Source organism: Geobacter psychrophilus (assembly GCF_056821595.1).
In genome coordinates this window covers 925595-948828 of sequence record NZ_JBXDTU010000004.1, presented here as the reverse complement: position 1 = coordinate 948828, position 23234 = coordinate 925595, and the positions used below count along the sequence as shown (strand labels likewise).

Annotated in this window: 26 protein-coding genes and 2 tRNA genes; 19 read left to right on the top strand and 9 right to left on the bottom strand. The window is 55.2% G+C overall.

Translation table 11 applies throughout. The features are described from left to right. Positions 1–168: 168 nt before the first annotated feature. Genes ACOCF6_RS06720 through prmA form a run of 3 tightly spaced genes read right to left on the bottom strand, consistent with a single transcriptional unit; the run spans position 169 to position 2429 of the window. Complete coding sequence (locus ACOCF6_RS06720; RefSeq protein WP_482459619.1) at positions 169–741, bottom strand: hypothetical protein; 573 nt, start codon at positions 739–741, stop codon at positions 169–171. Between the two features lie 15 nt (positions 742–756). After that, complete coding sequence (locus tag ACOCF6_RS06715) at positions 757–1503, bottom strand: 16S rRNA (uracil(1498)-N(3))-methyltransferase (protein ID WP_482459618.1); 747 nt, start codon at positions 1501–1503, stop codon at positions 757–759. After that, the gene (gene prmA, locus ACOCF6_RS06710; protein WP_482459617.1) at positions 1500–2429 is read right to left on the bottom strand and encodes a 50S ribosomal protein L11 methyltransferase; all 930 of its coding nucleotides are present in this window, start codon (positions 2427–2429) and stop codon (positions 1500–1502) included. The genes ACOCF6_RS06715 and prmA overlap by 4 nt, the downstream gene beginning before the upstream one ends. A 163-nt stretch (positions 2430–2592) precedes the next feature. Between prmA and ACOCF6_RS06705 the strand changes: the two genes are divergently transcribed. The 7 genes from ACOCF6_RS06705 (at position 2593) to proB (ending at position 10087) form a co-directional block, all read left to right on the top strand. After that, the gene (locus ACOCF6_RS06705; protein WP_482459616.1) at positions 2593–3402 is read left to right on the top strand and encodes a pyruvate, water dikinase regulatory protein; all 810 of its coding nucleotides are present in this window, start codon (positions 2593–2595) and stop codon (positions 3400–3402) included. Positions 3403–3476: 74 nt separating this feature from the next. Then, positions 3477–4148, top strand: a complete 672-nt coding sequence (locus ACOCF6_RS06700) for a response regulator (protein WP_482459615.1) — start codon at positions 3477–3479, stop codon at positions 4146–4148. Between the two features lie 137 nt (positions 4149–4285). Continuing rightward, the gene (locus ACOCF6_RS06695; protein ID WP_482459614.1) at positions 4286–5701 is read left to right on the top strand and encodes a DegQ family serine endoprotease; all 1416 of its coding nucleotides are present in this window, start codon (positions 4286–4288) and stop codon (positions 5699–5701) included. Between the two features lie 56 nt (positions 5702–5757). Then, positions 5758–6732 (top strand): 4Fe-4S binding protein, encoded by a 975-nt coding sequence (locus ACOCF6_RS06690; protein ID WP_482459613.1) that lies wholly within the window; start codon positions 5758–5760, stop codon positions 6730–6732. A 22-nt stretch (positions 6733–6754) separates the two neighbouring features. Next, positions 6755–7927, top strand: coding sequence for a recombination-associated protein RdgC (gene rdgC / locus ACOCF6_RS06685; protein WP_482459612.1), 1173 nt, complete (start codon positions 6755–6757; stop codon positions 7925–7927). 22 nt (positions 7928–7949) lie between these two features. Further along, positions 7950–8966 (top strand): GTPase ObgE, encoded by a 1017-nt coding sequence (gene obgE, locus ACOCF6_RS06680; protein WP_482459611.1) that lies wholly within the window; start codon positions 7950–7952, stop codon positions 8964–8966. Next, positions 8966–10087, top strand: a complete 1122-nt coding sequence (proB, locus tag ACOCF6_RS06675; protein ID WP_482459610.1) for a glutamate 5-kinase — start codon at positions 8966–8968, stop codon at positions 10085–10087. Before obgE ends, proB begins: the two co-directional genes overlap by 1 nt. A gap of 270 nt (positions 10088–10357) precedes the next feature. On the opposite strand, the gene ACOCF6_RS06670 is transcribed toward proB, so the two are convergent. Together ACOCF6_RS06670 and ACOCF6_RS06665 are read right to left on the bottom strand one after the other, a co-directional pair. After that, positions 10358–11602: a HipA domain-containing protein gene (locus tag ACOCF6_RS06670; protein ID WP_482459609.1), complete on the bottom strand. Its 1245-nt coding sequence runs from the start codon at positions 11600–11602 to the stop codon at positions 10358–10360. Positions 11603–11606: 4 nt separating this feature from the next. Beyond that, positions 11607–11870, bottom strand: coding sequence for a helix-turn-helix domain-containing protein (locus ACOCF6_RS06665; RefSeq protein WP_482459608.1), 264 nt, complete (start codon positions 11868–11870; stop codon positions 11607–11609). 141 nt (positions 11871–12011) lie between these two features. On the opposite strand from ACOCF6_RS06665, the gene ACOCF6_RS06660 reads away from it, so the two are divergent. After that, the gene (locus ACOCF6_RS06660) at positions 12012–12254 is read left to right on the top strand and encodes a tyrosine-type recombinase/integrase (protein WP_482463280.1); all 243 of its coding nucleotides are present in this window, start codon (positions 12012–12014) and stop codon (positions 12252–12254) included. Between the two features lie 112 nt (positions 12255–12366). Here ACOCF6_RS06660 and ACOCF6_RS06655 read toward each other — a convergent pair. Next, positions 12367–12442, bottom strand: a tRNA-Phe gene (locus ACOCF6_RS06655). A gap of 55 nt (positions 12443–12497) precedes the next feature. Beyond that, positions 12498–13571 carry a radical SAM protein gene (locus ACOCF6_RS06650; protein ID WP_482459607.1) on the bottom strand — a complete coding sequence of 358 codons (1074 nt, stop codon included), beginning with the start codon at positions 13569–13571 and terminating at the stop codon, positions 12498–12500. A 240-nt stretch (positions 13572–13811) separates the two neighbouring features. Here ACOCF6_RS06650 and ACOCF6_RS06645 point away from each other — a divergent pair, with 240 nt between their 5' ends. From ACOCF6_RS06645 to ACOCF6_RS06630, 4 genes are all read left to right on the top strand, one after another. Continuing rightward, complete coding sequence (locus tag ACOCF6_RS06645) at positions 13812–14303, top strand: roadblock/LC7 domain-containing protein (RefSeq protein ID WP_482459606.1); 492 nt, start codon at positions 13812–13814, stop codon at positions 14301–14303. Between the two features lie 21 nt (positions 14304–14324). Then, complete coding sequence (locus tag ACOCF6_RS06640) at positions 14325–14912, top strand: GTP-binding protein (protein ID WP_482459605.1); 588 nt, start codon at positions 14325–14327, stop codon at positions 14910–14912. A gap of 169 nt (positions 14913–15081) precedes the next feature. Next, positions 15082–15173, top strand: a tRNA-Ser gene (locus tag ACOCF6_RS06635). Between the two features lie 24 nt (positions 15174–15197). Continuing rightward, positions 15198–15695 carry a DUF2155 domain-containing protein gene (locus ACOCF6_RS06630; protein ID WP_482459604.1) on the top strand — a complete coding sequence of 166 codons (498 nt, stop codon included), beginning with the start codon at positions 15198–15200 and terminating at the stop codon, positions 15693–15695. Between the two features lie 18 nt (positions 15696–15713). On the opposite strand, the gene rnhA is transcribed toward ACOCF6_RS06630, so the two are convergent. Next, a complete protein-coding gene (gene rnhA, locus ACOCF6_RS06625) occupies positions 15714–16166 on the bottom strand; it encodes a ribonuclease HI (protein WP_482459603.1) in 453 nt (150 codons plus the stop codon). Then, complete coding sequence (locus ACOCF6_RS06620) at positions 16150–16803, bottom strand: lysophospholipid acyltransferase family protein (RefSeq protein WP_482459602.1); 654 nt, start codon at positions 16801–16803, stop codon at positions 16150–16152. The genes rnhA and ACOCF6_RS06620 overlap by 17 nt, the downstream gene beginning before the upstream one ends. Before the next feature lie 191 nt (positions 16804–16994). Between ACOCF6_RS06620 and ACOCF6_RS06615 the strand changes: the two genes are divergently transcribed. From ACOCF6_RS06615 to dapA, 7 genes are all read left to right on the top strand, one after another. Further along, positions 16995–17537 (top strand): NUDIX hydrolase, encoded by a 543-nt coding sequence (locus ACOCF6_RS06615; RefSeq protein ID WP_482459601.1) that lies wholly within the window; start codon positions 16995–16997, stop codon positions 17535–17537. Next, the gene (locus tag ACOCF6_RS06610; protein ID WP_482459600.1) at positions 17530–17883 is read left to right on the top strand and encodes a peptide chain release factor family protein; all 354 of its coding nucleotides are present in this window, start codon (positions 17530–17532) and stop codon (positions 17881–17883) included. The genes ACOCF6_RS06615 and ACOCF6_RS06610 overlap by 8 nt, the downstream gene beginning before the upstream one ends. Then, the gene (locus ACOCF6_RS06605; RefSeq protein WP_482459599.1) at positions 17880–20234 is read left to right on the top strand and encodes an endonuclease MutS2; all 2355 of its coding nucleotides are present in this window, start codon (positions 17880–17882) and stop codon (positions 20232–20234) included. Before ACOCF6_RS06610 ends, ACOCF6_RS06605 begins: the two co-directional genes overlap by 4 nt. A 212-nt stretch (positions 20235–20446) precedes the next feature. Further along, on the top strand, positions 20447–20746 hold the full coding sequence (locus tag ACOCF6_RS06600; protein ID WP_482459598.1) for an HNH endonuclease: 300 nt from the start codon (positions 20447–20449) through the stop codon (positions 20744–20746). A gap of 9 nt (positions 20747–20755) precedes the next feature. Next, positions 20756–21385, top strand: coding sequence for an HAD family hydrolase (locus ACOCF6_RS06595; protein WP_482459597.1), 630 nt, complete (start codon positions 20756–20758; stop codon positions 21383–21385). Positions 21386–21528: 143 nt separating this feature from the next. Then, positions 21529–22221: a WG repeat-containing protein gene (locus ACOCF6_RS06590; protein WP_482459596.1), complete on the top strand. Its 693-nt coding sequence runs from the start codon at positions 21529–21531 to the stop codon at positions 22219–22221. Positions 22222–22289: 68 nt separating this feature from the next. Then, entirely contained in the window at positions 22290–23162 is an 873-nt protein-coding gene (dapA, locus tag ACOCF6_RS06585; RefSeq protein ID WP_482459595.1) for a 4-hydroxy-tetrahydrodipicolinate synthase, read from the top strand. The last annotated feature ends 72 nt before the right edge of the window (positions 23163–23234 follow it).

The window sequence follows — 23234 nt, the reverse complement described above, 5'->3', positions numbered from 1 at the left end:
GAATATATGCCAAAGCCCGTTACCCTGAACTGCTTCAAGGAGAACGGGCTTTTAGTAAGTTAGAAATCATTTTCGCAGAAAAAGATTTCGTTAACGCACTTATCCTGATTTTAGGGTAAGTAACTGCACTTTCCTGCTGGTCTGGGGCAGGTGCATACTCGCGGTGTTTTATTTCTTTACAGAGTCATCCGTACTTCCAAAAAGAGAGTTGAAATCATCTTCAGCCGGTTTGGTGCTGCTGGTTGCATCCGCCGGCGTATCATCCCACGAGAAATTATTCAGATCAGATTCGGCCGTGCTGTCTGAAATGGTCGCCGAAGCAGTTGCATCGGGGCCTTTGTCTCCCTGTGATGTTGATTCGAGCAGATCGGCAAAAGCGGCCTCGTCGGCTTTAGCCTGCGCGGATTGCTGGCCCTCGTCAAAGGAAAACTCACCGCCGGCCTGCGCCTGGGAAACAGGCTCATCGTCAAAATTGAAGGGATCATCCGAACTGGAATGCGTGGTGTTCGCCTCGGGGAGATCGAACGAGAACATGTCACCCGTGGTATCGGCTTCAACCGGAGTGTGATCGCTCAAGGCCGCCTCGGCCATCAATGCCTCGGCCATGCTCACGCGGGCTTCATGCGGAAACACAATGGGTTTGATCCCATAGGTATCCTTGTAACCTGTCAGGTCATTGGCGCATTTTTTACAGGAATCATGAAATTCAAAACTGTTGTATCCGCACTTTGGGCATTTCATCAGCAGCTCCTTTATTCAGATATCGTCACAGGTATACTGTAAAATTGCCATAATGGCAATAGCGGCAGTTTCGGTTCGCAATATTCTTGAACCGAGCGAAACGGATTGAAAACCGTGCTTCGCAAAGTGGCGTGCCTCCAGCGGGTCGAAGCCGCCTTCGGGGCCGATCGCCACAATAATGGAGGACGGATTCGAGATGCGGCTGAGTACATCTTTGAGGCGGGTGTCGCGCTCACTCTCCCAGAGCATCAGGCGGAGATCGTGAGAGACTGAATCGGAAGCCTCTACAGCCGTGGGATACCACTGCACAGCCGGAACCGTGCGACGACCGCATTGACGGGCAGCTTCGGCCGTAATCCGGTTCCAGCGGTTCAATTTGTTTTCAAGCTGGTCATCGCGCACCCGTGCAACCGAGCGTCGTCCGCCGAAGAGCCAGAAGTCGTGGGCACCAAGTTCGGTGCCTTTCTGCAGAATCAGGTCGATCTTCTCGCCTTTGGGAAGCGCCTGGCAGATCGTGATCCGGGGGCCATTGCTTTCCTGGCTTGGTCCGAAGTTTGATTGTGCGATTTTGACCGCCACCCATTCCTTGGCAACCTGATCGATCACCCCGGAATGCTCGCTCCCTTTTTCATCTACCAGAATTACGCTGTCCCCCGGAGAGAGCCGTAACACACGCACGATATGATTAAACAGCTCTCCATCGAAAGAGGCATAGCCGTTTCTGATGCTGCGGGAACTAATCATGAAGCGTCGGCTGCTCATGCGGTCGGTTTTTTCCTGTAGTGAAGCGCCACCCATTCGCCTTCGCGGAGTGTTGTCAGGTACTCCAGCGGCTGGGCGGAAAAACCGCTGCGTACCAGCCCTTCTTTTTCTGCCAGGATGCCGGAGAGGACGAGGCTGCCTCCGGAGGACAGCCGTTCGCTGAGGGCGGGTGCCAGTCGAACCAGTTCCTCGGCCAGGATATTGGCCAGGATGACATCGAACTCTCCCTGCAATGATTCCAATGGAGTTGTGCTGCATTCGACCTGCTCCAGCAGTCCGTTGATCTCCAGATTTTCCCGTGCGACCTCTATTGCCAAGGGATCGATGTCAACGGCGCAGACACGGCCGGCTCCCAGTTGGACGGCGGCCATGGCCAGGATGCCGGAGCCTGTTCCCAGATCCAGAACCGCCGGTGACAGCATGGTCGGCATGTTGTCCATGATCTGTTCCAGTAATTCCAGGCAGAGCCGGGTGGTTTCGTGCCCGCCCGTACCAAAGGCCATGCCCGGATCCAGCCGCAGCACAATGTCGTATGGTTGCGGCTGCGGTTCTTCCCATGACGGTACGATCAGCAGCCGCCTGCCGATCCGCAACGGTTTGAAATTGACCTTCCAGCTGGTGCTCCAATCCTCGCTTGTGACCGAGGACAATGCAGGGCGTGGCAGGACGAGTCCCGGTTGGCGCTGAGCCAGTTCCGTCAGAAAGATTTCAATCTCATTCAGCCGGGCGGATCTGTCTTCAGAGGTCGAAAAATAGGATTTGATCTGTACGGTGGCGGATTCGGGGATTTCGCTGTGGGAAAAGGCGTCAACAGCAAGGTTTTCAACACAGACTCCGTTGCCGGAGAGTGTTGTCAGGTACTCGGCTACTATGTCGGCAAGTTCCGCTGGAACGGTACAGGATATTTCAACCCACGCTTCATTCATAAGGTCACCATAAATTATTATTTCAGAAGTTCAACACGTTAGCAGAACTGTGCGGCACAGGCAACAAAAAATCTTGACAAAAAGACGTAGCTGGAATCTAATCCTCATTAGAAAAAACAATTTAGCTTTGATTTAAGTCTTGGCTCTCAGGCGGTAGCAGGTTGTGAACAAGGTCATTTACGTCGTATCCGATTCTACAGGAGAAACGGCCGAGCGGGTCATCCGTGCTGCCCTCTCACAATTTTATGACGAGGACGTAAGGATACACCGCTTATGCCAGATCCGCAATCAGGCTGATGTGCAACAGGCGCTTTCGGTAGCGGTGAATGAACCGGGCATGGTTGCCTACACCCTGGTCGATCCGCAGCTGGCGGAGACGGTTGAACGGGTGGCAGAGGAACATGGCCTGTTCGCGGTTGATCTGCTGAGCGGCCTGATATACAGCCTGTCCCGTTACCTGGGGGTGGCCTCTCTGGAAAAGCCTGGGTTGCTGCATCGCATCGATACGGATTATCACAAACGTGTGGAGGCGGTAAATTTCACGGTCAAGCATGATGACGGACAGGAAACCCGCTATCTTCATAAGGCCGATCTTGTACTGGTAGGGGTGTCGCGATCGTCAAAGACGCCGCTCTCCATGTATCTGGCACACAAAGGGTACAAGGTGGCCAACGTTCCCCTGGTCAAGGGGATTGCACCACCGGAGGAGCTGTTCCAGATCGATCAGAGCAAGATTGTCGCCCTGATTATTGACCCGAAGCGTTTGGTCGAAATCCGGACCTCGCGTTTGATAACGATGCGTCAGAGTCCGCGGGGAAACTATGCCGACTACCAGCAGGTTGAGGACGAGTTGGCGTACTGCAAGCAGTTATACCGACGCCATCCGGAATGGATGGTAATTAACGTCACAAATAAGTCTGTTGAAGAAGCTGCGTCCGATATTATGCGACGCATGGATAGCCAGGCAATCTGATAAGAAACGGATCAGCATATACAGACGTGATGCGAAACTTGAATCAAACTATATGTACAAAAGGAGAAACAGACATGAAGATTCTAGTGGTTGAAGACGAGAAAAAAGTCGCCGGATTTATCAAGCGCGGGCTTGAGGAAGACCAGTACGAAGTTACCGTTACGCATGACGGTGCCGAAGGCCTTAAGCTGGCGCTGGAAGGGGATTTCAGCCTGATAATCCTGGATGTGATGCTGCCCAAGAAAGATGGCGTAGCGGTTGTCAAGGAGTTGCGGGAGGCCGGTAAGCGTACTCCGGTTTTGATGCTGACAGCCAAAACCACCACGGAGGATATTGTGTCCGGTCTGGATGCGGGTTCCGACGATTACCTCACCAAACCGTTTGCCTTTGCCGAATTAACGGCCAGGGTGCGCGCCCTGCTGCGCCGCGAGGGACAGGATCGCGGGGCCGAGATCCAGTTTGCAGATTTGCGGCTTGATCCGGTACGTCACAAGGTGTGGCGCGGCAAGACAGAGATCGAGTTGACTGCCAAGGAATACGGTCTGCTGGAATACCTGATGAGAAACCCCAATACCGTGCTTTCTCGGGCCATGATTGCGGACCATGTCTGGGATTATGCCTTTGACAGTTTTACCAATATCATCGATGTCTACGTCAATTACCTGCGTAAGAAGGTTGACAAGGATTTCCCTACCAAACTGATCCACACAGTGCGTGGTCAGGGCTACGTCATGCGTGAGGGCTAGGCGCCGGGGGTTGACTTTTTCCGGCATACTACGTATCTTTCTTCCCAGTAAACGGACAGGGGCGGCGTCGTGCAGGATGTGCGGCCCGCCTCTCTCCATTCACCCTATAAACATAATGGATACAGGGAGGTCAGAGCATGGTAAAAAAAATTGTTTCAACAGGTCGTATTCTGGTCGCAGGTCTCGTATTCACGCTGTCCATTCCGTCGTTATCACATGCAAAGTCAGTCAGCCCCGACTTTGTCGATCTGGCCAAGAAACTCACCCCTGCTGTCGTCAACATCCGCACCGCCAAGGTCATCAAGCCGAAACAGCGAGTGCAACGACCGCGCACGCAGCAGTCTCCGTTTGACAACTTTTTTGAAGATTTTTTCGGGCAGATGGATCAGATGCCGCAGCAGCGTCCTCGCCGCGAACAGAGCCTGGGCACAGGATTTATCATCAGCCCGGACGGTTACATTCTCACCAATAATCATGTGGTCAACGGCGCCGATGAGGTCCTGGTCAAGCTCTCTGATGGTCGCGAGTTGAAGGGGGAAATCAAGGGTCTGGACGAAAAATTGGACCTGGCACTGATCAAGATCAGCGACAAGGGCACCTTTCCCTCGACCGAGCTGGGTGACAGTGATGCCCTGGAGGTGGGGGAATGGGTGATGGCGATCGGCAATCCCTTTGGTCTGGCCCAGACCGTCACGGCCGGCATTGTCAGCGCCAAGGGCCGGGTTATCGGCAGCGGCCCCTACGATGATTTTATTCAGACCGATGCCTCCATTAACCCGGGTAATTCGGGCGGGCCACTCTTCAGCGCCGGTGGAAAGGTGATTGGTATTAATACCGCGATTATTGCCGGAGGGCAGGGTATCGGTTTTGCCATTCCGATCAACATGGCCAAAGGCATCGTTGCCCAGTTACGTGAATCCGGTAAGGTAACCCGCGGTTATCTGGGGGTGCGTTTTCAGCCGATGACGACCGATCTGGCCAAATCCTTTGGGCTTGAATCCGAGAAGGGCGCCCTGATAGCAACTGTTGAAAAGGACACCCCTGCCGAGAAGGCCGGATTGAAGGCGGGTGACATTATCCTGGAATATGACGGCAAACCCATCAACGACAGTAATGAACTTCCCCGTCTGGTTGCCGTGACGCCGATTGACAAAAAAGTCAGGCTGGTGATCTATCGCGACGGGAAAAAACAGGATGTCTTTGTCGTGGTGGCCAAGCTGAAGGATGGTGAAAGCGCCATTACTGCCGGTGGAGGCAGCGAAAGTGAAAAGCTCGGCATCACGGTCCAGGAGCTGACCAAGGAGCTGGCTGCCCGCCTCGGCCTCAAGGACAGCAAGGGGGGCATCGTGATCTCCGAGGTGAAGCCGGGCTCGTCAGCCGAGGAAGCCGGTATCGCGCCAGGCAGCATTGTTATAGAGATCAATGGACAGCGTCCCGAAACGGTTGAGGCGTTTGCTTCCGTCGCATCAAAACTGACAAAAGGTGCCGTGGTGCGTTTGCTGCTCAAACGTCCCGACGGCAGCGTACATTATGTGGCAATGAAAGCGGATTAACTGCTCCTGCCGGGGTGGGCTCAGTCCGCCCCGGCTCATTTCCTCCCGGAGTCCTCATGTCCGCACGTTATGTCCAGCCGCTCCGTATCCTGATCCAGTCCTGTTTTCTCGGCTTCATGCTCTGGTTGGGCATCCGATTTTACCAGTTTGTAACCTATGTGCGCAGTGGCGCTGACTCCCCTTTCGTGCCGCGTCCGGACGGTATCGAGGGCTTCCTGCCGATCTCCGGCCTGCTGGGGCTCTCGGCCTGGTTCCGGGGGCTGGGCATCAATACGGTCCATCCGGCGGCAGTGGTGGTGTTTGTCACGGTGCTGGTGGTCTCGCTGCTGTTACGCCGCTCGTTCTGTTCGTGGATCTGCCCGGTAGCGACGCTCTCGGAGTGCTCCTGGAAGGCAGGGTTTTCCCAGTTCAAGCGGAATCCGCGGTTGCCCGGGTGGCTGGATATCTGTCTGCGGGGTGTAAAATACCTGCTGCTGGCTTTCTTCGTGTACTCAATTGTATTTATGATGTCGGGCGATGCCCTGTACACATTTATTCACTCCGACTATCACAAGATTGCTGATGTGCGCCTGCTGGATTTCTTTCTGCGTATTTCACCGCGGGCGCTGGGTATACTCGCGTTGCTGACTGCAGCATCGGTTGTCCTGCGCAACCCGGTCTGCCGCTACCTGTGTCCCTACGGTGCTCTGCTGGGGTTGGTTGCCACCCTGTCGCCACTGCGGGTTACCCGGGATAGGGAACGTTGTGTATCCTGCGGGGTCTGTAGCCAGGTCTGCCCTACCTACATCGATGTCATGCACAAATCCAGTGTCATATCGCCCGAGTGCATCGGCTGCTGGCGCTGCATCAGCCACTGCCGGGCCCAGGGGGCGCTTTCCATGCGTCTGGCCGGGCGGGTGATGATACCCGGGGCGCTTTTTGCCCTGCTGGTAGTGCTGTTCTTCTGGGGCGGCAGCGCCATAGGCGCCTGGAGCGGTCACTGGCATACAGCGCTGACCACAGTGGACTACCAGAGTTTAATCAGTAAATAACAGAAAGGAAACAACTACAATTATGGGTGTGTATGCCAATACCGTCAGCATAACGCAGTTCACCATCAGCGGAGATCTGCCCAAGGATGACCTGTTCCAGTGGTTTTCAGAAAAACTGTCCCATAAAGGGTTTCAGTCCATCGAAAACTCGGCCGAAGAGACTTCGGAGGGGTGGACGCTGGTGGATCGTCCCGATGATGCCGCCTTTGAGGCGCCGGGGGATTTCTGGCGCGACAACTACCTGGTCTTCTCACTGCGCCGCGATCAGCGCAAGATTCCATCGGCGGTACTCAAGTCCCATGCAGGCCGCGAAGAAGGGGCCTTTCTTGCCCAGCACCCCAACCTGCGCCGTACTCCGAAAAACAAGCGTCAGGAAATCAAGGAGCTGGTGCAGACCCGTCTATTGACCAAGTGTCTGCCGGTACCATCAAGCGTGGATGTTGTCTGGGACCAGAAGAGCGGTATCCTGACGCTGTTCAGTCTTGGCGCAAAGGTCATCGAGCGTTTTGAGGATTTTTTCCGCAAGACCTTTGAGGGTTTCGGCCTTGTCATGATTCACCCCTTTGCCCGGGCAACCATGCTGCTGGATGGTCAGATGCTGGAAGCTCTCCAGAAGGCCAACCAGGCCAATTCCGATGCCGTCACTGCTCTAATTCGCGACAACCAGTGGCTGGGGTGGGAGTTCATGCTCTGGCTGTTGCAGCGCGGCATCAACGGCGAAGGGGAGTTCAGTGTCTCATGTCCCGGCCATTTCAATTCAAATGAGCGCTTCTCGGCCTGGATCGATGACCGCATCCAGATGGAGGGCGGCGGTGAGGAGGGGGGCATTCAGAAGGTGTCAGTGTCCGGTTCCCAGGATAGTTACCTGGAGGCCATTTCGGCCCTCAAGGGTGGCAAGCGCATCACCAGCGCCACGGTCTGCATGGAAAAGGACGAGAACCTCTGGAAGCTGACCCTGAAGGGTGAGACCTTTGGTTTTGCATCCTTCAAGTGCCCGCAGATACGCATCGAAAAGGATGCCACGGTTGACGAGATGAGCGAACGGGAAGCGGCCTTCTACGAGCGGATGTACCTGCTGGAGCAGGGGGTGCAGCTCTTTGACAGTCTGTTCAAGTCCTTTCTGCAGGAGCGTTTGTCCGGCAGTTGGGCCGGACGTGTGATTACGATCCAGGAATGGCTGGATGGCAAGAATTAACAGTGATTGAACGAGGTGCAGTGTGAGGTTTATCGATGAAGTAACCATGTATGCCACGTCTGGCCATGGCGGAGCCGGCTGTGTCGCTTTCCGGCACGAGAAGTTTATTGAATTCGGGGGGCCCAGCGGTGGCGACGGTGGTAAGGGAGGCGATGTTGTCTTTGTGGCCAGCAGTGGCCTGTCCACCCTGCTGGAGCTGCGTCACCGGCCGCACCAGAAGGCCGAAAAGGGACACAACGGCCAGGGCAAGAACCGGCATGGCGCCGGCGGAGAGGATCTGGTTATTACGGTTCCGGTAGGGACGGTTATCATCGATGCGGAAACCGACGAGCAGTTGGCCGATATGAACCAGGACGGCATGCGGATCGTCCTGCTGAAAGGGGGCCGGGGCGGGCAGGGTAATGCCCGTTTCGCGTCGGCTACCAACAAGGCCCCCAAATTTGCCCAGGACGGCGAAGAGGAACAGGAAAAGAAGCTGCGGCTTGAGCTGAAACTCATGGCCGACGTGGGGCTGCTGGGACTGCCCAATGCCGGCAAATCGTCCCTTATCAGCAAGGTCTCGGCGGCGCGACCCAAGATCGCCGATTACCCCTTTACCACCATGGTGCCCAGTCTGGGGGTCGTAGCGTACAAAAATTACCGCTCCTTTGTCATGGCCGATATCCCCGGGATCATCGAGGGCGCCCATGACGGTGCCGGCCTGGGGCACCGCTTTCTCAAACATCTGGAGCGCTCCGGAATCCTGCTGCACCTGGTTGATATCTCCTGGATGCCGGATCGCGACCCGCTGGCCGAGTACGAAGCGGTCAGCCGTGAACTGGCCCTGTTCAGTGCCGAGCTGGCAGCCAAGGAGCAGGTAGTGGTCATAACCAAAACCGATCTGCCCCAGACACGGGAAAAACTGGACGAGATAACTGCCTGGTTTGTTGCCCGTAACATCAAGGTCTTCCCGATTTCGTCAGCCACCGGCGACGGCATTCCGGAACTGTTGGATGAGATTGCCCGGCGTCTGTGGGGTAGAGCCGAGGAGGAATGGTGATGCGTCGTGCGTTACTGAAACCGGTCAAGAGGGTCGTGATAAAGATCGGCAGCCGGGTGCTGACCGATGACGATGGTGCGCTTGACATGGGTGTCATCGGAAGGATCTGTGCGGATGTTGCCCTGCTGCGTGAAGGCGGCCGGCAGGTGGTGGTGGTGTCTTCGGGCGCCATTGCCGCTGGGCGCAGCGAGCTGGGACTGACGGAGAAGCCGAAAACAATCCCCCAGAAACAGGCTGCGGCAGCCATTGGTCAGACACGTCTGATGCGGGCTTACGAGCAGTCTCTGGCTCCCCACGGCCTCAAGGCCGCTCAACTGCTGCTGACGAGCGAAGATCTCAACAGCCGCCAGCGCTTTCTTAATGCCCGTGCCACCATCGACACCCTGCTCGGCTTCGGCGTTATCCCGATTATCAACGAAAACGACACCGTTGTGGTGGATGAGATCAAGTTCGGTGATAACGACAATCTTTCGGCTCTGGTCACCAATGTGGCCGAGTCGGACCTGCTGCTGATCCTGACTGATGTGGAGGGACTGTACAGCGCCGATCCCAGTGCGAATCCGGACGCGAAGCTGATACCGTTGGTGCAGAGTATAACACGGGAACTGGAACGTGCCGCCGGAGGCTCCGGATCCAGTGTCGGTACCGGAGGTATGGCTACGAAAGTGGCCGCAGCCAAGAAGGCCGCTAAAAACGGTGTCCCGACTATCTTGATATCCGGCAAGCGGGCCGGGATTATCACTGCCGCCATGCGCGGCGATGAGGTCGGTACCCTGTTTCTGCCGAGCGGAGAAGGTCTTAACCGGCGAAAACACTGGATCGCCTATACCCTCAAGCCGGTCGGTCGCGTATTTGTCGATGAGGGTGCCAAGGATGTACTGCTGAAGAAGGGGAAGAGTCTGCTGCCATCCGGGATCGACCGGGTGGAAGGCCGCTTTGAACGCGGGGCCTGTGTGCGGGTTTGCAGCCCGGATGGCAAGGAGTTTGCCCGGGGGTTGTCGGACTATTCCAGTGTCGAGATAGTCCGGTTGGCGGGACACAACAGCAGCGAGATAGAAAGTATACTGGGGTACCGATATGCGGATGTTATCATACATCGTGATAATATGGTGCTGATGTAGGGTAGCACATACTTCGGCTGAAAATAAAACAGGCACCTGCGAATGATATCGCAGGTGCCTGTTTGTTATTGTAAGTGGTGCCCAGGGACGGAATCGAACCGCCGACACGAGGATTTTCAATATTCTTATCGATTGTGATTGCCTATGTAAATTAAAGAGTTAGGCTATTGTTTATTGACTACTGTAGTCAATGGTTTTCCCTGCAACGCATTCCTTTCACTGTTTCCCCCGCTTCCGCTGGTACTGCCCCGGTTGAAGGCTGTCTGCAAATCACTGGACCAATTCCCTGCCTTTGGCAATGCGATAACTGATGACCCTGGCGATTTCGTCAAGGATTACCAGAGCCCCGAACCTGTCACGATACTCATTGAGCAGCTGTGGCGATATGGCCTCAATGCTATCCATCATCTTTACAAATGCTGACTTCACAATACGTATGTCTATCCGGATTTCAGCCGCAAATTTGCCAAAGGTATCTTGCGGGAGATAGCGTGCGTCACGCTGGCCTCCCATCATCATGGCGAACTTGTTATCCAGACGCCTGTAGACCGCGGTGCTGATGAGGTCGTAAAACGGCGCTACCCTGACGAGCCCTTCATTGTAAAGGAACGAGACGTTCTTGCCATGGGCGTCGGCGTTGCCGATGATGAAATTGTAGATAGCCCAGTTGAGAAGGTTGCTGGCGTCGAGTAACGGCTCTGAACTCCATTCCTCAACCAATTCGAAGCAATTGCTGAACCCCGGCCCACCTTCTTTTTCGTATTTCAACTCCGGCGGGATGCCGAGCGCCTGGCAAAAATCCTCCTGATGCAGACGAAGAGTTTCGCCTGGTTCAGAACGCTTGCGGTCGTAACGTTCGACCATGAAGACGTGCTTGCCGCCAATGGTGACTACTTGTGCAGCAGGGACCGGCAGGCCGACCCGAGTTGCAAGCGTCATGCAAAATGTTTCGTTGATGACGGTATTGTCAAGCTGCGCTATGGCGGTTTTCAGTATGTGAGAGGAGGGGCTGGCCCCTTCTGGGATGTAGTAGTTGCTACCATCGAAAAAGAGTGGCAGTTTGTTCTGGGCCCCGGCAAGAGAAAGCCTGACGCCTTCCTCGCCAGCCAGAAAGGGATGACTCGGCAATCTGTCAAGCTCATCAGAGAGCTCGAGTTCGGAGATAGGCCGATAGCCACCGGTTAACTCGTGCAGGCTATCGGAGGCACTGACCAAGATGGCGCCGGCACAGTCCCCGCCGATAGCTCCCAGCAGCCCGAATACGTTCTCCTTCGATATGCCGACCTGTCGGGCAACCTGGGTCAGCACGGCACCTTCAGGCAGGAGATTTGAGAAAAAAGCCCTGGTTGCGTCATCCCCGTATGCTGTTGGGGCCAGGGGCAGGAGCCGGGATATCGGCGAAGCGCCGGGCAATGCGAGATAGTCGGCACTGTATGAGAACGTCAGCAACCGTCCGTCACGCTCAAGTACGCCCGCCTTGGTGGAGTTGAGATACACAATGAGTTGATTCGTCATCGTTTCAGCCTTTTATCGGGTCTGCCGAGCGCGGGTAGATATAGACATTCAGCCCCAGCTTCCGGAGCACGCGGAGGGTCTTGCCCAGTTCAGCTGTCTCCTTGCCGTTCTCGAGCTGCGAAAGGAATTTTGTGCCGACTTCAGACATGCCGGCGGCCATGTCCTGGCGGACGCCGGTTTCCTTCCGCTTCGCGCGTATGATGCGCCCAACGTCTTCGGCTGTTGTTACTTTGCCGTATGAATTTTTGGAGTCGTTTGTGTTTTTCATACACACCTCATGTCCGTACGAACATACATTAACCAATCATGCGTTGAATGCATAGCAATATTTCCGTACGGACAAAAAACAGTAAATCAAACGTTGCATGTATCAAAAATTTCCGTACGGACATAATTTACTGTTTGCAGGCTGTTTGTCAATAAATATTTCCACACAGTGGAATCTGCCGGACTCAACCCTGATGAAGTTGTCAGACATACCTTGAGACATACTGCAATAACTCATCTTGTGCAGTCGGGTGTTGATCTTCCTACTGTTAAACGGATTTCAGGTCACAAGACGCTAATAATGGTTGAGCGTTATGCCCACCAGAACGGGGCACACATCCAGACTGCAATGGATAAACTAGAAAAACGAATGAAGATTGCATGATGCAAGGTGGGAATAATGGACACGATTACACAGGAATTACACAACGGAAAAAGAAAGGCCCCCGATCGGCATCAGGGGCCTTAAATCATGATAGTACTTCTAAGTAGTTAAGTGGTGCCCAGGGACGGAATCGAACCGCCGACACGAGGATTTTCAATCCTCTGCTCTACCGACTGAGCTACCTGGGCGAAAAGGATTTTTCTTATACCCCTGTTTTCGCCGTTCTGTCAAGGATAAAAACAATTACTCCTGTTTTTTCTGTGCGCGAATCGGTACGTAATTGCAAAAAGGCTCTTCTTCCATGTAATCACCATGCACCGCATCGGCCCTGGCCCGGCATCCGCCGCAGACGTTGATGTATTCGCACTGACCGCATTTTCCCTTATAGGACTTGAAGTCGCGCAGGTTGCGGAAGATTTCTGAGTTCTCCCATATTTCGCGGAAAGGGGTCTGTTTGACGTTGCCGGCCGTGCGGTGAAAATACGAGCAGGGTTTGACATTGCCGAAGCAGTCGATCAGGCAGATGGTTTGGGCAGCAATGCAGCCTTTGCCGCCGCCGGTAGAGAAGGTCAGGGAGCGGCGCTCGAACTTGACCCCTTCGGCCTTGGCTTTCTGCGGTACAATCCGGTAGTAATGGGGGGCGCAGGTCGGACGCATAAGGATGTCGTCCTCCATTTTTTCCTGCTGGTAGTGCCAATCCAGGATGTCCTCGTAGTCTTCTTTGGAAATCAATTCGCTCATGATGTCCTCGCCACGACCGGTAGGAACAATCATAAACATGTACCAGGCTGTTGCTCCAAGACCTTTTGCTGTTTTAAAGGTGTTGGCGATATCGTGCTGGTTGCGTTTTGTAAATGAGGAGTTGATCAGAAACTTCTGGCCATTTTGCCTGAAAAGCTCGGCCGCTCTAACGACGCCATCAAATGAGCCGGGACACTGACGGAAGTTGTCGTGTACTTCTGCCGTTGATCCGTCCAAAGAGAGCGAAACCATTTTGATGTCAGCCTGCTTCATTTTCTTGCAGACATCATCAGTAACCAGGGCTCCATTTGTGGCCATGCACATGCGCAATCCAAGTGATGTGCCGTAACCGGCCAATTCAAATATGTCCTGTCGCAACAGAGGCTCTCCGCCAGAAAGGACGATAACCGGCTTGGAAAATTCGGATATCTCTTTGAGCAGTTTTTTGCCTTCTTCAGTAGTAAAATCGCCTTCTGATGAATTCATTTCTGACGAACATCGACAGTGTACGCAGTGCAGATTGCATTTTTGAGTCGTTTCCCAAGCAATCCATTTGGGAATGAATTCAGTTTGCATGTGGCTCCAATTACGAACGATAAGGACTGTATTTGTGTATTTACACCATTGGAAAGCCTACCCGAAAGACCAGATAAACTCAAGAATATTTCCGGGATCAGGTTTATCTGCTCTGAAAGGAGCATAAATTAGTGATTTAATAAGCTTGAAACAGTAGATCAATTCTGATATATAAAGCCGATACAATGATTCCCCTTAATTTATCGGCGGTTTTTAAATCGTTAGGGCTAGGAGAGTAACATGTCCAATCCGCAGATGGTCATGTACGAAGAAGAATTCCAGGAAATTAATGTTGTGATCGAGCGGCTTCTTCAGGAAGCAAATGCAAAGGTCATATTCCTGGTTGACAAAAATGGTCAGCTTATATCTGGCGTTGGGGATACCGAGCGCTTTGACACAACTTCGCTTGCATCGCTGACAGCCGGCAATATCGCTGCTACCGGTGGACTCGCCAAGCTTATCGGAGAGAAAGAGTTCTCAATTCTTTTTCACGAGGGTGAAAAGGATAACCTGCATATTTCGATAGTAGGCGGCAGAGTTATCCTGGTTGTCCTCTTTGATAGTCGCTCGTCTCTCGGACTTGTCCGCTTGAGAGTGAAGAAATCGTCAGATGAACTCTCGGCTATATTCAGTAAGTTGGCTAAAAAGGCTGAGGACAAGGAGAAGCGGGGTGTTTCTGATTTCCCCTTCGCCGAGATTACTGACGACGATATCGATAATCTGTTTAGCTAGCGACCACGGGGTAAGCCAACGATGTCATTTATCAACTACGCTTCTCGCGAAATAAACTGCAAGATTGTGTACTATGGCCCGGGTTTGTGTGGAAAAACCACCAATCTCCAGTATGTCTACCAGAAAACCGCTCCGGATGCCAAAGGCAAGATGATCAGTCTGGCGACCGAGACCGAGCGGACACTCTTCTTTGATTTTCTTCCGCTTGCTCTGGGTGAGATCAGGGGATTCAAGACCCGCTTTCATCTGTACACTGTTCCCGGTCAGGTCTTTTACGATGCCTCCCGTAAACTGATTCTGAAAGGGGTCGATGGGGTTGTTTTTGTGGCAGATTCCCAGGAGGAACGTATAGATGCCAATATCGAATCACTTGATAACCTGAGATATAATCTCAAGGAGCAGGGATACGATCTGGATAAACTGCCATACGTTATTCAGTATAACAAACGTGATCTTCCCGGTGCCATGACAATTGAGGAGTTGCGCAACGACCTGAACCCGACAAACGTTCTTGAGTTCGAAGCCTGTGCCACAACCGGCGAAGGGGTGTTTGAAACCCTCAAGGCAATTGCCAAGCTGATTCTGATTGATCTGAAAAAAGGGAAATAATCTCTACGACGTAATCCTTCCTAGTCGTTACTTGTTGGAAATGCAGCGTATTGGAAAAGAAAGTTCCTTGCTGACCTTATTTACGTCCCTCTCAGCAGTTTTAGTATTGATTTTTTACGGGTTGCGTGTTAAGTAAAGAGCCCTGCATTTTGAGGGGGTATTAAGATACGGAGAGATGGCCGAGTGGCCGAAGGCGCTCGCCTGCTAAGCGAGTATACTGGGAAACCGGTATCCAGGGTTCGAATCCCTGTCTCTCCGCCACTTAACATCATAGCGGATATATTATTGAAGAGAATCGCCCCCCCACAGACAGTGTTGTTTGTTCTGCTATCCATTGTGAGTATGATGATGGGTTGTCAAAAGGAACAACAGCCCCCCCCCAAAGTAGACGCCGCACTTTCTCACACAATCAATCAAGAGACGACAATCGTTATTCCACCCGGAGTTGCCGAAAGATGGAAAGCGGTCAGGATCGCTGTCATCGACAAATCGAACGTTTCAGAGAAGCAGTATACAATCCCCATCGGTGGCAGGCTTGCCGTTCCAGCTTCGACCCTGGTCATCGAGGTGGAAACATTTTTGCCCGCTTTCACCATGGAAGGTTCGATTATGACTTCATCCTCGAATGAGCTCAAAAACCCGGGAGCAAAGGTGCGGATTACCGAAAACGGGTCCGTGATCTTCAAAGGGTGGCTTTTTTCGAAGTTTCCCAAAACCCACGCCTTCATGCATCCCAAGTATGGTTTTACCCTCATAGACGTTGTACCGGGGAAGAACAAGTAATCTAACCCATCCAGTCCGCTATGATGTTTTGGTCAATGCCTCACGGGCCAATTGGTCGCAGCGCTCATTTTCAGCGTGCCCGGCATGGCCGCGAACCCAGTTCCAGTGGATGGTGTGCCGCTGTGACTGTTCAAGCAGCATCTCCCACAGATCGCGATTGAGCACCGGCTCCTTTTTGCTGTTTATCCACCCTTTGCGCTTCCAGCCGTCAATCCATTCCGTCATCCCTTTCACCACATACTGAGAGTCGGTTGTAATATTGACGCGACAGGGTCGTTTGAGCAGCCGCAGGGCCTCGATGACAGCGGTCATTTCCATGCGGTTGTTGGTCGTGTCAGCTGCTGCTCCACTGATCTCTTTTTCACTCCCGCCATAGCGCAGGATGGCCCCGTAGCCGCCTGGTCCGGGATTGCCGCTGCAGGCTCCATCACAAAAAATCTCAACCGCAGTGTTCTCATGCTTGCCCGACATACGCCCCTTCTTCCTTCAGCAGGCCAGCAATGGCCTGCATGACACGTCCTACGATCAAGTTATGTGTTTCCTTGTTGTCTTCCAGCAGATAGAGGTCGCTGAAATCCAGCGCGCATCCGAATACCACCGTGGCGGGCTGCCCGAATCCGGGGAATTTCCAGTTGTTAAAGCCGATCAGTGCCGTAGGAATCACCGTCGGGCGTGTGTCGTAGATAATCTTGCCGACCCCGCGATTTCCGGTTCCCAGTTTGCCGTCCTTATGGCGGGTCCCTTCCGGGAAGAGCATCACCTTTTGATCCAGCAGCAGGGTATTGATGGTCTTGTTGGCCTTGACATCCCGTTTGCGTCTGACCGGAAAGGCGCCCCACGACGAATACAGCAGACGCTGGAAGCCTTTTTCAAAAAGTTCCTCTTTGGCGGGGGCCCAGAGCATCTGGAAGGGGTGCTGCCTGATGACGGCCCATGGCAGAAAGATCGTTTCAAAGGCCGAGATGTGGTTGGAAGCCAGCAGGACACCGCCCGTGGCCGGAATGTTCTCCGCACCCTTGATAACGAATCGATTGAGGGTGGATGCGTAGAAGCCGACCACATAACAGGAAAAGGTCACCCAGAAGCGTTGCAGAAAAGACACGCGCACAGTTTCTCCATCCATTTGTTCATTTTTCTGTATTCTCCGCTGTTGCTTATATCACTTCAGACCCGCTACGGCAACCGGGAAGACCTGTTTAATAGTCGTTGGAAAAGCATGCCGGTATTGCTATAGTAACAGATCACGTTCAACGTTGTGAACGTTTGCAAGGCATGTCATAAATCCAAGAGACCGCGGCTATGAAATCACGAAATCACAAGATTGTTTATTCCGGTCTGGTAATCAACATCGAGCAGATGGAGGTGGAGATCGGCCAGAAAGGGCGCCACACCTACCAGGTTATCCGCCATCCCGGTGGGGCCGGGGTCCTGCCGGTACATGACGACGGCACCGTCTCCCTGATCCGCCAGCTGCGCCCGGCTGTTGATGCTGTTATCCGGGAGATTCCGGCCGGTCGTTTGAGTCCTGGCGAATCTCCCTCTGACTGTGCCGCCCGGGAACTGTATGAGGAGACCGGCATCACGGCGGCACACCTGATTCCGCTGGGGAGGATCTATTCGTCACCGGGGGTTTTCGATGAGGTCATCCACTTGTTCGCTGCCACCGGGATCACCCAGGGAGTAGCGCAGCCGGAGGCGGACGAGGAGATCGAAGTGCTGCGCCTGCCGCTGGCCGAGGCCTTGAAGATGGCCGGCGACGGCCGCATCAGTGACGCAAAAACCCTGGCAGCCCTTCTGCGCTGGGAGCTGTTGAGCCGTTCCGGGAATATCTCACGTGCCTGATTTCGCCGTAAGCGAAGAGAAGAACCGTTGGTTGCAGCGCAAGATGGCCGAGCTGCAGGTGCGGGAGGAAGACCTGGAAGAGCATTTCGTGCGCTCTTCCGGCAACGGCGGCCAGCATGTCAACAAGACCTCCAGCTGTGTCCAGTTGCGACATATCCCAACAGGGATCTGCGTCAGTGCCTCGCGGGAACGGAGCCAGTCAATCAACCGCTTTCTGGCCCGGCGGGAACTGCTGGAACGCATCGAGGCCCAAAGCGGAGTACTGACGCCGGAGATGAAGCGGGTCGAACGGCTCCGCAAACAGAAGGACCGCCGCCGCAGGCGGACGGTAAAGAAGGAACCATGATTAGCAGTGAAACACTGAAAAGACTTGAATTCGACAAGATCCTGGCCGAAATCGCCACCCGCGTCCACAGCCCGGTTACCCGTCAGCGCCTGCTGGCGACCATGCCGCAGACTGCAGCGGAACAGATCCGCCTGATCTCGGGGCGGGTGGCGGAGATCCGCCGGCTGGCCGGTCTTGGCATTGAGCTGCGCCTGGCGGAATTCGAGGATATCCGGCCGCTGCTGGAGATTATCAGGCCAACCGGCGCCTTCCTGACCCCACAGCAACTGCTGTCCTTTATACCGGTCCTGCGGATCTACAGCGATATCTTCCGCCAGTTCGCACCGCGCGATGATATCCCGCTGCTGCTGTCGCTGGAACCGCGCCTGAAATCCTTCGCTGATATTCTGGAACCGCTGGTCGCTTCTATCGACCATGACGGCAGCATCATGGACAGTGCCTCGCCGCAGCTCAAGGAAATGCGCCGGGGCAAACGTTCGCTGGCGGCACGGATTCGCAAAAAGATCGAGGAGATCGTCCGCGACAGTAATATCGAAATATTCCTGCAGGACGAATTCATCACCCAGCGTTCCGGGCGCTGGGTCATCCCGGTGCGCATGGACTCCAAAGGCATGGTCAAGGGGGTGGTGCATGACGTCTCCTCATCGGGCGAGACCGCCTTCATGGAACCTCTGGAGATTATCCCCTTCGTCAATGAGTTGGAGAACCTGAGCGCCGAGGAAAAGGCCGAAGAGATCCGCATTCTGCGCCAGCTCTCGGCCTGGCTGCGCGAAGATGCCGTTGAAATCGCCGCCTGCTTCGAGACCCTGGTGACGCTGGATGCACTCAACGGCTTCGCCCGTTTTGCCGACCGCTACGGCATGGAAACGGCCGTCATGAATGATTGCGGCCAATTGCGGCTGGTGGCAGCCCGCCACCCGCTCCTGCTGATGCTGCTGTCCCGCGTGGAGCCGCTTGAGCTGCAGATGGGGGAGGGGGGACGGGTAATGGTGATTACCGGCCCCAATGCCGGCGGCAAAACCATTGCCCTCAAGACCGCCGGGGTGCTGACCCTGATGGTGCTGTGCGGGATACCGGTGCCGGCCAACGGTGCCCGTTCGACTTTTCCTTTGCTGGATACCCTGCTGGTGGATATCGGCGACGAACAGTCGATCGAGCAGAGCCTCTCCACCTTTTCCGCCCATATTGCCCGGATTGCCGCCATCCTGCAGCAGGCAGGCTCCCGTACGCTGGTGCTGCTGGACGAGCTGGGGGCCGGGACGGAGCCGCAGCAGGGCGCAGCCATCGCCTGCGGCGTGCTGCGCGATCTGTACGAACGGGGCGCGGCCGTGATCGCCACCACCCACCTGTCGGAGATCATCGGCTTTGTGCACCGCTCGGACGGCATGATCAATGCGGGCATGGAGTATGATGCCGAAACCTACACGCCGCTGTACCGGATGATCAGCGGAGAGCCGGGTTATTCCCACGCCATCGAGATCGCCCAGCGCTTCGGCATGCCGGAACGGGTGCTGGGCTTTGCCCGGGAAATGCTGGGCACGGCCGGCGCCGAATTCACCTCGCTCCTGGCCGAGCTGCACCGCAGGCGTGAGGAGCTGGAAGAGGCCACCCGCGAAGTAACGCGCCAGCAGGAGCAGCTGCACGCAACCCAGCGTGAACTGGATGCCCGGGCCACCGCCATGGTGCAGGCCCGCAGGGAGGTCAGGGAAAAGGCCTGGGAAGAAGCCCGTGAGCTGATCTCTGTCAGCCGCCGCAGGATGAACGAACTGCTGGACGAGTACAAGCGTGAAAAACATAGCGATATCATCGACCGCTTGCGTGCCAGCGAACAGGAGATCACCGAGCTGCTCAAGCCGGCCGTTTCCGAAGGTGACGTTCGTCCGGCCCTGCAGAACGTCAAGGTCGGAGACAGCGTGCACATCCGCTCCCTGGGGCATAACGGCGTGGTGACCCAGGTCGCCCAGAAGCAGGACAAGGCCCGGGTCAGGGCCGGCAGCATCGAGTTGGATGTTGCCCTGGCGGACCTGGTCGCCCCGCTCAAAAAGAGCGCTGACAAAGTCCCGCGCGCTGCGCGGAAGGCCTGGCAGGGGGATGTCGTTGAGAGCGAAGAGCGCGAGTTGAAACTGATCGGTCTGCGGGTGGATGAAGCATTGGACCTGCTGGAGCCGTTCCTCAACCATGCCGCGCTGGGCGGCCTGCGCGAGGTGCGGGTCATCCACGGCCTCGGCACCGGCCGGCTGCGGGATGCTGTCCGGGAATTTCTGGCGCGCAATCCGCTGGTGGAGGAGTACCGGGCGGGGGAGCCGCATGAGGGCAGGGACGGGGCCACGGTTGTGACTTTGAGAAGTTAAGGAAACGGTCTTTTTCCGCCAGGGCTGCGTAAGTCTTCGGAATCGGTCGTCAACGTAGCGCTGCTACGCCTCCTCCCGATTCCTCGACAGCCTTGCCCTGACGCAACGAGCAAAGCGAGTTGGACCGCGAAGGCGTCCCGAAAGGGAGCGACCGCTAGGTCGAGTCAAAAAAATCCTCGTTTCTAGATTTGTAGTTATAAGGATTAAAATATATGGAACATTTCATCGTCGATGTCAGTGAGCAGGAGGTCAAGCGCGAGCGGGACAAGTCCCGCGAACTGCGGCGCAGCCGCTGGTGGCAGAACCGTCTGGCCCTGGGGCATTGCCACTGGTGCGGCGGCCAGTTTCCGCCGGAGGAGTTGACCATGGACCATGTCATCCCCCTGGCGCGGGGCGGCAAGGCCTCCCGCAACAACGTCGTGCCGGCCTGCAAGGAATGCAACACCCGCAAGAAATACCTGCTGCCAATGGAATGGGACGACTATCTGAATAACCAGGGAAAAACGGAGTAGCCACCGCACATGAATCCACTCAATAGCCGCTACAAACTGGTGATATACGACTGCGACGGTGTCATGCTGGATACGCTCGAATCGAACTATATCTTCTACGACAGTGTGATGGAATACCTGGGGCGGCCGCCGCTGGACCGCTCCAATCTGATTGCCCGCAATGTCCTGCACACCTATTCGTTTCAAAATGTCATGGAGTATTTTTTCGCCGGGGATGACCGTCATGATGAGGCCCTGGCCTTTGCCAAGACCATCCACTACCAGGACCTGGCGCCTTTTATGAAGATGGAAGAGGGGCTGATCGAGACCCTGGACCGTTTGAAGACGGGTGTTGCGCTGGCGGTCTGCACCAACCGGGCCACCTCCATGGAGATGATCATAAAAGATTTTGGTCTGGGCGGCTATTTTTCCTGCGTCATGACCGCTTCCCAGGTCACGAACCCCAAACCGCACCCGGAACCGCTGCTGAAGGTGCTGGACCATTTCGGTATTGAAGCCGGAGAAGCGCTCTTTGTGGGGGACGGCGAAGTGGACATGCTCTCGGCCCGGGATGCGGGCGTGCCGTTCATCTCCTACAAATCGCACCTTCCGGCGCTGGCTCGTCTGCAACGGCACACGGATATCTTCCAGCATCTCTGAGTAGTCGGCAGGGTCGCCCACCCTGGCGCCCCTGCGAAATGAAGTCAAACCGGCTATATCTTTTGACTTTTCCGGATCCGCTGTGTTATAAATATCCACTTTTTTTGGTGATATAGACGCCTTTTTGAAGCCCGGAGTGTGACATGAAACAACAAGTCCGCATTGCTGTCGTACTGGCCACTGTTCTGATAGTGCCGCTGATCGGTCATAGTGCCGAAAAGAAGAGCGCCGAGAAGAAATCCGTCCGGACGCTGTTCGAGATCGAGCAGGACGGCAGGATCGGTTTCATCGATGCCTCCGGCAAGGTGCTGGTCGCGCCCCAGTTCAAAAATGCCCGGGGCGGTTTCAACGAGGGCTTCGTGCGGGTCGAGCAGGACGGCCGCTGGGGCTTTATGGAACTCTCCGGCCGGATCATTGCCCCCCGTTATGACGACGCGGATGACTTTTCAGAAGGCCTGGCCCGGGTAAAGGTCAATAAGATGTGGGCCTTCATCGATCATGCCGGCAGGGAGGTCATCGCCCCCCGTTTTGAAGATGCTGGTAATTTTCGTGAAGGCCTGGCCAAGGTACGACTGGATGACCGCTGGGGTTTTATCGACAAGAGCGGAAAACTGGTTGTGGAGCCCAGGTACAAGGATGTTGACAGCTTTTCCGAAGGTCTGGCCCGCGTGAAGATGGAAGGCAAATGGGGCTTTATCGACCGGGGCGGCAAGCTGGCGATTGAACCGCGTTTCTCCGATGCCGACAGTTTCAAAAACGGCCTGGCCCGGGTCAAGCTTGATCGCAAGCTCGGCTATGTGAACAAAAAAGGGACGACTGTCTGGCAGGAAAAATAAGCAAGTCGGAAAACGCATCACACAATCTATTAACTGACTGATTCAAACTGACATAGAGGAGGCAGAACATGTTTAAAGGAAGCATAGTCGCAATCGTGACCCCATTCATCAACGGAGCGGTGGACGAGAAAAAACTGCGTGAACTGGTTGATTTCCAGATCGTGAACGGCACCGATGCCATCGTGGCTTGCGGCACCACCGGCGAATCCTCCACCCTGGATTATGAAGAGCATATGGACGTGATCCGGATCGTCTTCGAACAGGCGGGGGGGCGCGTTCCGGTCATCGCCGGCACCGGCTCCAATTCGACCGTCGAGGCCATCGAGCTGTCCCAGAAAGCCAAAGAGCTGGGCGTGGCCGGCGTACTGCTGGTAACCCCCTATTACAACAAGCCGACCCAGGAAGGGCTCTATCGCCACTACACCGCCATCGCCGATGCGGTTGAAATCCCCCAGATCCTGTACAACGTACCGGGCCGCACCGGCGTCAACCTGCTGCCCGAGACGGTGGCACGACTGGCGCCCCACAAGAACATCGTCGCTATCAAAGAGGCCACCGGCTCCCTGCAGCAGGCCTCCGAGATCATCGCCCTGTGCGGCAGCCAGATCGATGTCTTTTCCGGCGACGACTTCATCACCTTCCCGATGATGGCCTGCGGCGCTGTAGGGATCATCTCGGTACTGGCCAACATCATGCCCAAAGAGGTCGGTGACCTGACCGATGCCTTCTTCGCCGGCGACCTGGAAAAGGCCCGCCAGCTGCACCTCAAGACCCTCAAAATCGGCAACGCCATGTTCATGGAGAGCAACCCGGTGCCGGTCAAGACCGCCCTGGGGTTGATGGGCAAATGCTCGGACGAGGTCCGGCTGCCGCTGTGCGAGATGAGCGCGGCCAACAAGGCCAAGCTGGCTGATATCATGAAAGAGTACAAGCTGATTTAAATTCTTTATTCACCACGAAGGCACGAAGTTCACGAAGGGAAGGTCTATGGACACTTCCTGAATGGTTTACTT

Coding starts and splice junctions, on each gene's coding strand:
- ACOCF6_RS06720 (WP_482459619.1), bottom strand. CDS start 741: ATGAAATGCCCAAAGTGCGGATACAACAGTTTTGAATTTCATGATTCC.
- ACOCF6_RS06715 (WP_482459618.1), bottom strand. CDS start 1,503: ATGAGCAGCCGACGCTTCATGATTAGTTCCCGCAGCATCAGAAACGGC.
- prmA (WP_482459617.1), bottom strand. CDS start 2,429: ATGAATGAAGCGTGGGTTGAAATATCCTGTACCGTTCCAGCGGAACTT.
- ACOCF6_RS06700 (WP_482459615.1), top strand. CDS start 3,477: ATGAAGATTCTAGTGGTTGAAGACGAGAAAAAAGTCGCCGGATTTATC.
- ACOCF6_RS06695 (WP_482459614.1), top strand. CDS start 4,286: ATGGTAAAAAAAATTGTTTCAACAGGTCGTATTCTGGTCGCAGGTCTC.
- ACOCF6_RS06690 (WP_482459613.1), top strand. CDS start 5,758: ATGTCCGCACGTTATGTCCAGCCGCTCCGTATCCTGATCCAGTCCTGT.
- rdgC (WP_482459612.1), top strand. CDS start 6,755: ATGGGTGTGTATGCCAATACCGTCAGCATAACGCAGTTCACCATCAGC.
- proB (WP_482459610.1), top strand. CDS start 8,966: ATGCGTCGTGCGTTACTGAAACCGGTCAAGAGGGTCGTGATAAAGATC.
- ACOCF6_RS06670 (WP_482459609.1), bottom strand. CDS start 11,602: ATGACGAATCAACTCATTGTGTATCTCAACTCCACCAAGGCGGGCGTA.
- ACOCF6_RS06665 (WP_482459608.1), bottom strand. CDS start 11,870: ATGAAAAACACAAACGACTCCAAAAATTCATACGGCAAAGTAACAACA.
- ACOCF6_RS06650 (WP_482459607.1), bottom strand. CDS start 13,571: ATGCAAACTGAATTCATTCCCAAATGGATTGCTTGGGAAACGACTCAA.
- ACOCF6_RS06645 (WP_482459606.1), top strand. CDS start 13,812: ATGTCCAATCCGCAGATGGTCATGTACGAAGAAGAATTCCAGGAAATT.
- ACOCF6_RS06640 (WP_482459605.1), top strand. CDS start 14,325: ATGTCATTTATCAACTACGCTTCTCGCGAAATAAACTGCAAGATTGTG.
- rnhA (WP_482459603.1), bottom strand. CDS start 16,166: ATGTCGGGCAAGCATGAGAACACTGCGGTTGAGATTTTTTGTGATGGA.
- ACOCF6_RS06615 (WP_482459601.1), top strand. CDS start 16,995: ATGAAATCACGAAATCACAAGATTGTTTATTCCGGTCTGGTAATCAAC.
- ACOCF6_RS06605 (WP_482459599.1), top strand. CDS start 17,880: ATGATTAGCAGTGAAACACTGAAAAGACTTGAATTCGACAAGATCCTG.
- ACOCF6_RS06600 (WP_482459598.1), top strand. CDS start 20,447: ATGGAACATTTCATCGTCGATGTCAGTGAGCAGGAGGTCAAGCGCGAG.
- ACOCF6_RS06595 (WP_482459597.1), top strand. CDS start 20,756: ATGAATCCACTCAATAGCCGCTACAAACTGGTGATATACGACTGCGAC.
- ACOCF6_RS06590 (WP_482459596.1), top strand. CDS start 21,529: ATGAAACAACAAGTCCGCATTGCTGTCGTACTGGCCACTGTTCTGATA.
- dapA (WP_482459595.1), top strand. CDS start 22,290: ATGTTTAAAGGAAGCATAGTCGCAATCGTGACCCCATTCATCAACGGA.